Origin of the sequence: Actinomadura nitritigenes, from assembly GCF_017573545.1 — a bacterium.
GTDB classification, from domain to species: domain Bacteria; phylum Actinomycetota; class Actinomycetes; order Streptosporangiales; family Streptosporangiaceae; genus Spirillospora; species Spirillospora nitritigenes.
Genome location: NZ_JAGEOK010000004.1, coordinates 170,186 through 182,511, shown reverse-complemented (window position 1 = coordinate 182,511; position 12,326 = coordinate 170,186). Strand labels below are relative to the sequence as shown.

Sequence of the window (12,326 nt, the reverse complement as noted above, 5' to 3'; positions counted from 1 at the left end):
GAGCCCTCGACCCGCACCGGGCCGAGGGCTCGCACAACGCCAGGGGACAGGTCAGGTCAGGTCGTGGTCTCCGCGCTTCACACGGTCGGCGAACGCTCGCCAGTCGGCGGCGCCGAACACCAGGTGGGGAGCTTCGGGGGCCTTGGAGTCACGCACTCCGATGGTTCCGGGGAGCTGTGCGACTTCCACGCAGTCGCTCTGGCCGGACGTGCCGCTCCGGCTGGACTTGCGCCAAACGAGAGTCAATGAAGCCCCTCCATTACTCGCTTGATCAGCTCGATCGAGGCGTCAACTGGCAACGCGTGGTCGCTGATGCGGTCGAATCGAAGGCGGAACGAGCGTACCTCCTCCACGTCCATGACCAGTCTCCCACCTCCACACGCTTCGGTGTAGGCGATGTCGGACTTGCCGACCGTCATGATCTTGAACGAGCCGTCTCGTCCCATGTGCGCGCCTACGCTCCTCGGGACGATCCGGAAGGTGATGTTCGGGTGTTGTGACCACTCCACGAGTGCGGCGAGTTGGGCTCGCATGACATCTGGACCGCCGACGGGCTGTTCAAGGACGCCTTGGTCGAGGAAGGCGCGCACGACGGGAACGGGCTGGCGGTTCAGAACCTCCTGGCGCTTCATCCGGTTTGCGAGGTCAGCCTCGACGTCCGGCGCGCCGGCCGACTCGAACAACGCTCGCGCGTAGTCCTCCGTTTGGAACAGACCCGGTATCCAGGACAGCTCCCAGATCCTCAGCTCCGAGGCGCGGAGCTCCATCTCGGAGTGGGCCTTGAACCATTCGGTGTCATGTCCGGCTATGGCGAATCCAACCAGAAATGCGAACAAACCGTCGGTCTGCCACTCCTGGTCGAGGATCTTCGCGTGCTTGAGCTGGAGCTTCATCCCGCCAGATTCAAGGCGCGAAACACTCGACCTATCAAGATCGAGTATTAGCGCCAACTTCGATCCGGACATTTTTCGCTCTTCGCGGTGTCTTCGCAGCTGAACGGCTATGAGGTCCCACAGGGAACCGGCTGGATCGAGCATGTCTCGAGCACTCATCGCCACCTCCTTCTGGTGAATTTCGTGCGCGAACGTAGCGAAGATAACTCGCGGCACTCATGCTTGTCTCAAGGAAACGCAGAGGGCGGAGGTCGAGCGTGAGCGAGATATCCGATCACGAGGATCAACAACTTGATGGTCTTCGCATCGAATTCACGGGTCACCGGATCTGGCGGGCGGTCCGCTGGGACGGGCGGCTGGGCGACTGGGTCGCCAGCCTCCACGACCCGGCCGCCGGCATCTACCCGACAGTGATCTGCTCGGACGCTGCCGCGCTCCGCGACGCCTTGCGTGCGGAGGCCGAACGGGCCGCCGCGCGAGGAGGACTCCGGTGATCGAAGAGCCGCATTACCAGGCGGCCCAACCACCGGAAGGGACCGCGACCCCCAGGGCGGTCCCGTGGAAGGAGGTGGAAGCGGCGCGTCCGGTGCGCGTCCCCCCGGGCACCCCGGCCGCGCCGCTCCACTGCTTCCCCCCACCCCCGCCCCAGCACCGAGAGTCGCCTACCGTGGCGGACATCGAGGAGCACTTCCCGGGCGTCCGCTGCTGGTGGGGGCTCTACACCTGTAACTGGTGGGCCTACATACCGACCGCGCGGGGCGGTTGCCTGCGGGAGGCCGTCACCCCGAACGCCCTCTTCACACAGATATCGGACGCGTTGCGAGCTGCGGGCCGAACTGGTGCAGGCGGACGATGACCGGCGTGCTGATTGAAATAACGAATTGGGTCACATCGCCCAGACGTGAGGCCATCCGACGATAGCGTGTGCTTTGGGTAGTCAACCAGAGTTCAACAGCTGATCGGACGGCGTACGTGATCGATCGGAAGGCCCTGCTCGCCGACCTGAAAAAGCAGGTCACCTCCCTTGAGAAGGACCTGTCACAGCAGGTCAGGGCCTTGCCGGAGATCAACTCCCGGCTTCGAGCCGAATATGATCAAGCACGCAAGCTCGGCCGGACCGCCACGACGTGGAACTCCTGGCTGGACGAGCGCATCACCCAGGTAGCGGTGGCGTGGGTCCTCGGCACGGTCTTCGTCCGCTTCTGCGAGGACAACCGCCTGATCCCCGAGCCTTACCTGGCAGCTCCCGGGGCCGACCGCCACGACCTCTCCCGCGCCCGCTACGAGGCGTACGTGGAGGAGGATGACGACCCGACCTACCGCGGCTGGCTGGAACGTGCCTTCGCCGAACTTGGTAAGGGACAGGCCGGAAAGCTCCTTTTCGACCCAGTCCACAACCCGCTCTTCCAGATCCCGATCAGCCACGACGCTGCCGGTGCCTTGATCACCTTCTGGAAGACGCGTGAAGATGGCTCCCTGGTCCACGACTTCACGGACCCCCTGAACGACGATGGCACGGAGGGCTGGGACACACGCTTCCTCGGCGACCTCTACCAAGACCTCTCTGATTCGGCACGCGCCACATACGCCCTGCTCCAGACTCCCGAGTTCGTCGAAGAGTTCATCCTTGACCGCACCATGGATCCGGCGATCCGCGAGTTCGGCTACGAAGAACTCAAGATGATCGACCCGACCTGCGGCTCTGGACACTTCGTCCTCGGAGCGTTCCGTCGTCTGGTCCGCCTATGGAACGAACGCCAGCCCGGCCGCGACCTCGCAGAACGCGTCCATGCGGCTCTCGATTCTGTCCATGGCGTCGACATCAACCCGTTCGCCATCGCAGTCGCTCGTTTCCGCCTAATGGTCGCAGCGATGGCAGTCGCCGACATCCGAACCCTTGCCCAGGCCGCAAAATATGAATGGCCCATTCACCTAGCCATTGGCGATTCCTTGCTTAAGGAGCGCCAACTAGAGTTCGGTCTAGTCGGTGAGTCGATAGGTGATCTACTGGCGGGGTTCTCATACGCCACCGAAGATATCCACGAGCATCCAGGCATCCTAGAAGCGGGCCGCTACCACGTAGTCGTCGGAAACCCCCCATACATTACGGTCAGAGACAAGAATATAAACATGCTTTACCGAGCTCTATACTCTGTCTGCTCGGGAACGTACGCGCTAACCGTTCCATTTGCGCAGCGCTTTTTTGAACTGGCCAAGCAAGGAACGTCAGACACCGGCGAATATGGCTTGGTGGGACAGATCACGTCAAACTCTTTCATGAAGCGTGAATTTGGCACCAGACTCATCGAAGATTATTTCGCGCACCGGGTCGAACTGACCGAGGTAATCGACTCTTCTGGCGCTTATATCCCCGGACACGGAACCCCAACTGTCATTCTAGTGGGCACCCGTCGATCGGGCTCCAGCCGATCGAGCACCGTCCGCACTGTGCGGAGCATTCAAGGAGAACCTGCTGCTCCAAAGCACGGCGATACTGGTCTGGTCTGGGCTGCCATCGTCGGCCAGATCGACCAGCCAGGTTCGGAAAGTCAGTGGGTGTCCTGCGCAGATCTTGAGCGAGAACGTTATTTCTCTAAACAGCCATGGATATTGGTTGATAACGGTCTCGAAATGACTGAACTTCTCAGTAGGGCAAGCGGGAAAAAGTTGAAAGAAGCAATTGCTCCACCAATTGGGCGAGCAATTCGGACTGGAGCCGATGAAGCCTATGTACGTCCAGGGGAAGGCAAATATCGAAGCTTCGAGTCTGCATTCATCCGCCCACTTGTAACTGGTGATGTCGTTCGCGAATGGTCGGTAACGCCCAAATCGTTGATTCTTTTTCCTTCTTTGGAAGAAGGAAAAAAAGGTGTCTTGCAGACTGTTCTGTGGCCTCTGCGGCGTCTACTGCAGGCTCGCCGAACCTTTCAAGGTGATATGGCAGACGCGGGCCTTGCTTGGTGGGACTACATGCAGTTCACGCCATCTGCATACAGCACTCCACTGTTTATTACCTTTGCCGAAGTCGCAACCCACAATCATTTTGCGCTGATTCAAGGGAAATTTATATTCAAGCAGACCGCCCCAGTGATAAAACTTCCCCAAAAGGCCGAGAGGGCGGACCATGTGAAGCTTGTGGGGCTCCTTAATAGCTCTACTGCATGCTTCTGGCTCAGAATGATGTGCCACAATAAGGGTAGTACTGTCGACGTAAAAGGTGCACGCCAAAGCGGGATCCCATTTGACGATTTCTATCAATTTAATGGCTCAAATGTTGAACGCTACCCTCTGCCTGTAGAGTATCCGGACCGCCTTCCAAATCTCCTTGACATATGCTCGCAAAAGATATCAACCTCTGGCCCTGTCGAAGTCGTGGCAGCCGCGACACCAACTGCCTCAGCTTTACAGGGTGCGCGCCTTGTCTGGGAGTCTCTGCGTGCGCGGATGATCGCGTTGCAAGAGGAGTTGGACTGGCAGGTCTACTCGATCTATGACCTCCATCCGGAGGATCTGCGGGCCCCCGAGGACGATGTTCCTGAGTTGGCGCTTGGGGAGCGGGCCTTTGAGATCGTGCTTGCTCGGCGGGTAGCGAATGGCGAGGCGTCCGGCGAGTGGTTCAAGCGGCATGGGTCTACGCCCATCACGGTGATTCCCTCGCACTGGCCGGAATCCTACAAGCAGATCGTGCAGAGGCGGATCGACGCGATCGAGACGTCCCGTGCGATCGGGATGATCGAGCGGCCCGAGTACAAGCGGCGGTGGGCCACCGAGGGGTGGGACGCGCTTCAGGAAAAGGCCCTTCAATCCTGGCTACTCGACCGGATCGAGAAGCGTGAGCACTGGTTCGACGCGAACGACATGCCGGTCCTGGTCAGTCTCTCCCGGCTGATCGACATGCTGTCCCGGGATGACGACTTCGTCTCCGTCGCCAAGCTGTATCGGCCTCGTGACGAGTTCGCAAAGGTCGTCGCCGACCTTATGGCCGACGAGCATGTTCCGTTCCTGCCCCAGCTCCGCTACAAGCCGTCCGGGCTCAGGAAGCGGTCCGACTGGGAGCACGTCTGGGACCTCCAGCGGCAGGAGGACGCCGCAGAGGGCGAGATGGCCAAGCGGAAGATCCGGGACTCGATCCCGACCCCGCCCAAGTACGCCTCGGCCGACTTCCTCAAGCCGTCCTACTGGCGGGCGCGCGGCAAGCTTGATGTTCCCAAGGAGCGTTTCATCTCCTACCTGACGGCCCTGGGCGTCCAGCCGAAGCTTTTCGGGTGGGCCGGTTGGGATCATCGGGAGCAGGCGCAGGCCCTCGCGACCTACTTCACGAACCAGGCGCTCACCCGCGAGGAGATCACACCGTTCCTGGCCGGTCTGCTGGAGCTCCAGCCGTGGCTGAAGCAGTGGCACGACGATATCCATCCGCTTTACGGCGGCTCCCCCGCCGCCTTCTTCAACGGTTACCGGCAGCAGATTTCGGGCGAGCACGACCTGACCGACGACGACCTGCGCGCCTGGCGGCCGGATCCGCCGGCCCGGGGCCGAAGAGCGGCCAAGTAGACGCAACCAGACGGCGGAAAGACGGAGGGGGAGTACACATGACACAGCGGCCGCCGCTGCTTCGCGAACTGATCCCGATCAAAGAGTCGATCTCCACCTCGGACTACGTGCTGAGCCTCGCCGAGGCCACCACGCCCGAGGGGGCCGAGCGCGCCCTTGAGAACTACGTGCTCACCGACCGCCTCCGGGAAAACTTCAACGAGGCCCTCGACCTGATCAGGTCAGCGGTGGACGGGCACACATCCAAGGCCGCCTACCTTCACGGCTCGTTCGGTTCCGGTAAGTCGCACTTCATGGCGGTGCTCTACGCGCTGCTGTCACGCCATCAGAAGGTGTGGGGCGACCGCGATTTCGACTCTGTGCTGACCCGGCACGATTGGGTCCAGAGCGATGGCAAGAAGTTCCTGCTGGTCCCGTACCACATGCTGGGTGCGCAGTCGCTGGAGCAGCGGGTGCTCGGCCGGTACGTCGAGTACGTCAAGCGGATCCACCCGGACGCGCCCGTCCCCCAGGTCTACAAGACGGACGCGTTGTTCGACGACATCCGCCAGCAGCGCGCCAACTACGGCGATGCGGCCGTCATCAACGGCCTCGGCGCGGGCGGCGATGACGAGGGCGAGGACGACTGGGGTGACTCGTTCGAGTGGACGTCGGAGCTGCTCGACCAAGCCTTGGCCGCTGAGGAGTCGCACGAGGAAGGTGTCGCGCTCGACCTGCTGAATCCCTCGACCCCCGCGGAACTGCGCGCCAAGCTGGTCCAGGACGCCTCCACCCGTCTGCTCCCCGGGTTCGCCAAGAAGGCCGCCGAGGACGAGCACGGCTTCATCTCGCTCGACGCCGGCCTCTCTGTGATCGCCGAGCATGCGAAGTCACTCGGGTACGACGGGCTGATCCTTTTCCTGGACGAGCTGGTCCTGTGGCTGGCGACGCTCATCCACGACCAGAAGCTCGTCGCCCGCGAAGCAGGGAAGATCACCAACTTCGTGGAGGGCGGGGACGCGCGGCGCGCGATTCCGGTCGTGTCGTTCATCGCCCGCCAGCGCGACCTGCGAGAGCTGGTCGGCGAGGAGGTGTCCGGGGCCGCGGAGGCGTCGATCCAGGACACCCTGAACCTGGCGTCCGGCCGGTTCGACAGGATCACGCTGGAGGACCGGAACCTGCCGCAGATCGCGCACGCTCGGCTGCTCACCCCGATCGGCGGCCCGTCCGGCCCGGCCGCCCAGCAGATCGACGACGCGTTCCAGAAGACCAAGGCGCTCGGCCCGAACGTCTGGGACACGCTGCTCGGGTCCGACAAGAGCACCACGGGCGCCGACGAGGAGTCGTTCCGGCTGACGTACCCTTTCTCGCCCGCGTTCATGGACACGCTCGTCCACATCTCGTCTGCGTTGCAGCGGTCCCGGACCGGTCTGAAGCTGATGGGCGAGCTGCTGGCCGTGAACCGCGACCATCTGCGCCTTGGCGACCTGATCGCCCTCGGTGACCTCTACCCGGTGATCGCCAGAGGTGGCGACAAGCCGTTCGTAGACGACCTGAAGGTGGTGTTCGCCGCCGCCGACAAGCTCTACAAAACCAAGCTGCGCCCCTACCTGCTGAACACGCACGAGGTGACCGAGGAGGACATCCAGCGGTACCTGCACGACCCCGAGGATGTCACCGACCCGCAGCTGGCACAGCGGTGCAAACTGTTCGTCGGGGACAACCGCCTGGCGTGCACGCTGCTGCTGTCCGCGCTCGCTCCGAGCGTGCCAGCGCTGAACGACCTGACGCTCCGGCGGCTCGGCGCGTTGAACCACGGCTCGGTCGTCGCGCCGATCCCGGGCAGCGAGGTCGGCATCATCAAGAGCAAGATCGAGGAGTGGGCGGCCCGGTTCCCCGAAATCAAGCAGACCGGCACCCCGGCCAACCCGGGCGTGCGGCTCGAGTTGACCGGCGTGGACGTCGACTCCGTCATCGCCAACGCTCGGGTCAACAACAACCCCGGCAACCGCAGCGCGCTGGCCCGCCGTCTGCTGATTGATGAGCTGGACGTCGAGTACACGTCGGGCCGGCTCGGCGGCGGCGACGAGCTCAACCTGGTGTGGAAGGGCTCGCAGCGCACCCTCGAAGTCCTCTTCGGCAACGTCGCCGACGAGGACGAGCTCCCCGACCACGACCTAATGCCGCAGATCGAAGGCCGCTGGCGGATCGTGATCGACCTACCGTTCGATGAAAGCAACTACGGGCCGGTCGAGGACGTCAACCGCATCCGCAAACTCCGTGAGAAGCAGCGCGACCCCGCCCGGACCGTCGCCTGGCTCCCCACCCACCTGTCCGCGCAGCGCTACGAGGACTTCGAACGCCTCGTCATCATCGACAAGGCCCTCGACGACGACCAGCGGTTCGCCACCCAGTACGCAGCGCACCTCAACGCCGACAGCCGCGACCGTGCCAAGGGACTACTGGAGAGCCAGCGTGACACCCTGAAGAAGCAGGTCAAGGACGCTTTCAAACAGGCGTACGGGCTGAAGCCGAAGGACGCCGCGCACGTCCAGGTCGAGTTCGACCAGCACTTCCAACCGCTTCCCAGCGATCTGCCCGAGCTGAAGGTGCAGTTCGGGCAGTCGATGCGGGACGCGATCCGGCACATCGCGGGCCGACTGCTGGAAGCCCAGTTCCCGGCGCATCCCGACCTCGATCCGGAGAGGAAGGGGACCGCGGTGAAGCCGTCCGACGCCAAAATCGTCTTCGGGTACGTGCGGACCGCGGCGGAAGCCCGCGATCAGCAGGCGGAGGTCCCCGCGAAGGACCGCAAGCTGATGGCGCGGCTGGTCGAGCCGCTGCGGCTCGGCACGCAGCGAGAGGCGTACTTCAAGCTGTCCCATGACTGGGCCGACGACTTCAGGTTGAAGGCGAAGAACGAGGGCGTCACCGGTGACCTCAGCTTGATCACGCTGCTGGACTGGATCGACAAGCCTCACCGGCGTGGATTGGACACGTTCCTCGCGCACCTGATCGTTGCCTCGTTCGCCGAGATGGACGACCGGGTGTGGGTGCGCGGTGGTGTCCCGTTGACGCCCGCCCCCGAACCGACCCAGATCAAGGACGGCGACGCGCTGCGCACCCAGCCGCTGCCGAGCGAGCAGGACTGGGCGACCGCCGGGGAACGCTTCGAGACGATCTTCGGCAGGCCCGCACCGACGTTGCGGCGCGGGCGGCTGGTGAACCAGTTCGCCCGGCAGATCAGCCAGGAGGCGCAGGCACTCCGCAGCGCCGCCGAGGACCTCGTCCGGCAACTGGAGGAGCATGCCCACTTCCTGAAGCTGGACGAGACCGACGACAGCGGGCGGCTCCAGATCGCCCGCCGGTCGGTGGAACTGCTGAAGGCCGTGGAAACGGTCGGGCACGGCAGCGCCGGCGCGAAGAAGACCGTCGAGACTCTTGCCCGGTTCGACCTGGGCGAGGTGTCCGCCGACCGGTATGGAACGTCCATGAAGCGCGCCCACAATGTCGCGCAGGCGCTGGCCGGGGCGGCGTGGGACGTCATCGCGCTCGCCGACAGGCAGGGCGCCGAGGGCGCCGTGCTGCTGGAGGAGCTGCGCCGTGTGGCGCGCGTCGACGAGCGGACCGCCGGCCTCGTCGCGGCGCTCCAGGACACTCGCCGGAAGGTCACCGCTCTTCTCGGGCGCGACCGGACCCCGGTTCCGCCGCCCGGGCCGACGCCGCCACGGCCAGGGCCGCCGACGCCTCCCGGCCCGAAAGGTCCGGACGGCGTCGACCTGGGGAATGGAAGCAGTCACCCACCCGTTTCCGCTGACCCGCCGTCAGGCGGGGGAACCGGAACGACGCGCAGGTCCGGCACGCGGCGCACGTCAGCGGCTCGCGCGGCGGACGACCTGCGTCGCGAACTCGCGGAGCTTGAAGTGCCGGCCGAGGCGGCCATCGAGATCACCTGGCGCGTGGTGGACTGATGCCGGTCACCACCGGGAACGGTGCGATGCGGCTCAGCGTCGCGGCCGTCACCCAGTACCTGGCGGCCCGCAAGCGCATCAACGAGCGCCCGAAGCGCCGGGTCGTGCTCCTGCGGGCCGTCCCGTCGTGGGACGGCCCGCAGGAACTGTCCTGGGGCACCGAGCAGCAGGCCCGGATCGTTCCCGGGACGTCGCCACTCGCGATCCATGAACTCGTGCTGGCACATCTCGGGCCGGACGCGGACGGCCCGCAGGTGCTCGTCGTGCTGACCGACCGGGAAGAGAGCGAACTCGACCCAGGGATCCTCGCCCGTGTTCACCGGAAACGCGTGGAGACCGTCGACAGCTGGAACCTCGTCCAGGAGACGTTCGCCGCCACGGAGCGCGACCCGCGGCTGAGCGACGAAGGCTGGGCGGCCGAGGCGCTCCTTGACGCCACCCCGCCGGGTGGCTGGCCCCGGCTGTCCGGTGGTTGGCTGTCCCGGCGCGTCGCACTTTCGTCGCTCGCGCTGCGGCGCCTGCGGCTCGGCCGGTACGCCTCCGACGCCGCCGGCCCGGGTGACGGTGATCCGGACGCCGGGCGACCCGATGCGGACGGTCTCGACATCCGCATGCTGCTGCGCTGGTCGCTCGCCCCGGGCGGGCCGGAGCAACTGGGGGCGCTGCGCCGCCCCGAACGCGAAGGGCTGATCGCTTTTCTGAGTGAGGCGGAGCAGGCTGGAGCGGCCGGGCGGGTCCTATTTGCCCTCGTGGAAGCCGATCACGGCCCTGATGCGGTGCCGTTCGGACTGCTCTGCGCGGCTCTGTGGCTGGACGCACCCGCCGACACCGATACCTACCGGGCCCGCGGCCGGATCGAACGCTGGCTGGGCGACCCGCTGCCCGCCACCGGAGAGGCTCTGGACACCTTCCTGAGCACGTTCGGCCAGGCATGCCAGGAGTTCGTCGCGGCCCTGCTCGCGGCTGGCGACACCGACGAGGGCGAGGCCGGGCGTGCGGCCCGGCGGACCGCCGACCGGGTACTCGGCCGAGCTTCCGAGCTCTCCCGACAGTTCGGGATTGAGCAACAGGCAAGGCACAGCACCGTGCTGCCCGAAGGCCTCAACGAGCGCTTCACCTCCCTCGGCCATGCGCTGCAGGGAACAGACCTCGACGCGGTTCTCGCCGGCCTGGCCGCCGTGCAGGACCACGGCCTGGCCACCGGCCACGATGCGCGGGTCCGAACCAGACGGGCCCGGATGGCGGCGCGGCTCGTCCACTGGCTCGCCACCGGCCCGGCCACCGACTCGGCCAGGGACGTGCCGACGGTCGCGGCGGGCATCGACCGGCACGTGGCCGAGACCGGCTGGGCCGACCAGGCCCTCGACCACATCGAAGCCGGCGGCGACCCCGACCCTGCACTGAAGTCCGCCTACGACCTGATCGGCGAACGGGTGCGCGAGGCTCGCAAGGAGATCGACTGCTCCTTCGCCAAGGCGCTGGAAAGGTGGACGGCCGCAGGTACCGGTCCGGGGTCGATGCTGACCGTGGAGACGTTCCTGCCCCGGGTCGTCAAGCCGGTGGTGACGGGCAAATCGCCGCGCCGCGTGCTGCTGCTGGTGCTGGACGGCATGAGCGCCGGCATTGCCGCCGAACTCGCTGAGGAACTGCGCCGCAACTGGGCCGAGTACGATCCGATGCCCGACACGTCCAGCACGTTGCCCCGGCGGCGGGCCATGGCGGCTGCCCTTCCCACCGTGACCGCGGTATCGCGGACCTCCCTGTTCGCCGCCGAACTGATGACGGGCGGGCAGGCCAACGAGAAGCGGTTGTTCCCCCAGCACCGGTTCTGGGGCAACGCGAAGGCCGCCGTGTTCCACAAGGACGACCTGCGCGGCGAGACCGCCGGATCCCCGTTCAGCGAGGCGTTGACCGACGCCCTCAAGGATGAGACCGTGCACGTCGCGGTCGTGCTGAACACCATCGACGACCGTCTCGCCAAGGAACAGAAGCTCGGTGACGCCACCTGGCGGCTGGAACACATCGGTGAACTCAGGGAACTGCTGCGGGAGGCCGCCGAACGCGGCATGGCGGTGCTCCTCACCAGTGACCACGGGCATGTGGTGGACCGTCGCGGAGCCAGGCTCGACTGTGCTGACATCGTCTCGGCGCGATACCGCCTACCCGGTGGGCCGCTCGTTGACGGCGAGGTCACGCTGTCCGGGCCTCGCGTCGTCAGGGATGTCCCAGGCGGTGAGATCGTGGCGCTGTGGGATCGCGACCTGCGGTACACAGCGCAGCGGGCGGGCTACCACGGCGGCGCGTCGCTCGCCGAGTTCGCGATCCCCGTCCTGGCGTTCCTGCCGTTCCGTTCCGCGCCCCCGAAGGGATGGCGGGAACTGGGCGACCAGCGTCCCGCCTGGTGGCGGCTGGAGACCGAGCAGACGCAAGCCGAGTCCCTCAGTCCTCTGGCACAAGCGTCGGCCGAATCGGCTGCGGTGCACCCGCCTGCTTCCGTGACGGTGAAGGAGTCGACCGACGCGCTGTTCGACCTGGAGGCTCAACAGCACGAGGTGCTCCCTGAGCCGGAAGCCGTACCGGTCCCGGAACCCGAGCCTGCGCCCGCGCCGGACGACCTTGCGACCTCACTGCTCGCGTCGGAGACCTTCCAGGAGCAGCTGAGCCTGGTGGCACGCAAGCCGCCCCTCGGCAAGATCGAGGCCGCAGTGCGGGCCTTGCTGGATACCGGCACGCTTCCCGTCACCGCGTTGGCGCAACGGGCCGGATACCCGACCACCCGCGCCGACGGCTTCGCCGCCGTGCTCGGCCAGGTGCTCAATTACGACGGCGTCCAAGTCCTCGAAACTTTGCCGGACGGCCGCACGCTACGGCTGAACACCGTCCTGCTGCGCGAGCAGTTCGATGTGCGGTGACGGGGTGGTGGAACACTGGT

Annotated in this window: 6 protein-coding genes; 4 read left to right on the top strand and 2 right to left on the bottom strand. The window is 65.7% G+C overall.

All coding sequences use genetic code 11. The features are described from left to right. Window positions 1-51: 51 nt before the first annotated feature. Both J4557_RS07180 and J4557_RS07175 read right to left on the bottom strand, forming a co-directional pair. Window positions 52-246: a DUF397 domain-containing protein gene (locus tag J4557_RS07180; protein ID WP_208265639.1), complete on the bottom strand. Its 195-nt coding sequence runs from the start codon at window positions 244-246 to the stop codon at window positions 52-54. Next, window positions 243-1,052, bottom strand: coding sequence for a helix-turn-helix domain-containing protein (locus J4557_RS07175; protein ID WP_208265638.1), 810 nt, complete (start codon window positions 1,050-1,052; stop codon window positions 243-245). The genes J4557_RS07180 and J4557_RS07175 overlap by 4 nt, the downstream gene beginning before the upstream one ends. 98 nt (window positions 1,053-1,150) lie before the next feature. Between J4557_RS07175 and J4557_RS07170 the strand changes: the two genes are divergently transcribed. The 4 genes from J4557_RS07170 (at window position 1,151) to pglZ (ending at window position 12,306) form a co-directional block, all read left to right on the top strand. After that, window positions 1,151-1,387, top strand: coding sequence for a hypothetical protein (locus tag J4557_RS07170; protein WP_208265637.1), 237 nt, complete (start codon window positions 1,151-1,153; stop codon window positions 1,385-1,387). A gap of 478 nt (window positions 1,388-1,865) precedes the next feature. Continuing rightward, entirely contained in the window at window positions 1,866-5,444 is a 3,579-nt protein-coding gene (gene pglX, locus J4557_RS07165; protein ID WP_307799496.1) for a BREX-2 system adenine-specific DNA-methyltransferase PglX, read from the top strand. Between the two features lie 38 nt (window positions 5,445-5,482). Further along, complete coding sequence (pglY, locus tag J4557_RS07160; RefSeq protein WP_208265635.1) at window positions 5,483-9,394, top strand: BREX-2 system ATPase PglY; 3,912 nt, start codon at window positions 5,483-5,485, stop codon at window positions 9,392-9,394. After that, window positions 9,394-12,306, top strand: a complete 2,913-nt coding sequence (gene pglZ, locus J4557_RS07155; protein ID WP_208265634.1) for a BREX-2 system phosphatase PglZ — start codon at window positions 9,394-9,396, stop codon at window positions 12,304-12,306. The genes pglY and pglZ overlap by 1 nt, the downstream gene beginning before the upstream one ends. Window positions 12,307-12,326: the final 20 nt, after the last annotated feature.

Bases quoted from the DNA above. Each gene is read 5' to 3' on its own strand.
- J4557_RS07175 (WP_208265638.1), bottom strand. From the start codon at position 1,052: ATGAGTGCTCGAGACATGCTCGATCCAGCCGGTTCCCTGTGGGACCTC.
- pglY (WP_208265635.1), top strand. From the start codon at position 5,483: ATGACACAGCGGCCGCCGCTGCTTCGCGAACTGATCCCGATCAAAGAG.
- pglZ (WP_208265634.1), top strand. From the start codon at position 9,394: ATGCCGGTCACCACCGGGAACGGTGCGATGCGGCTCAGCGTCGCGGCC.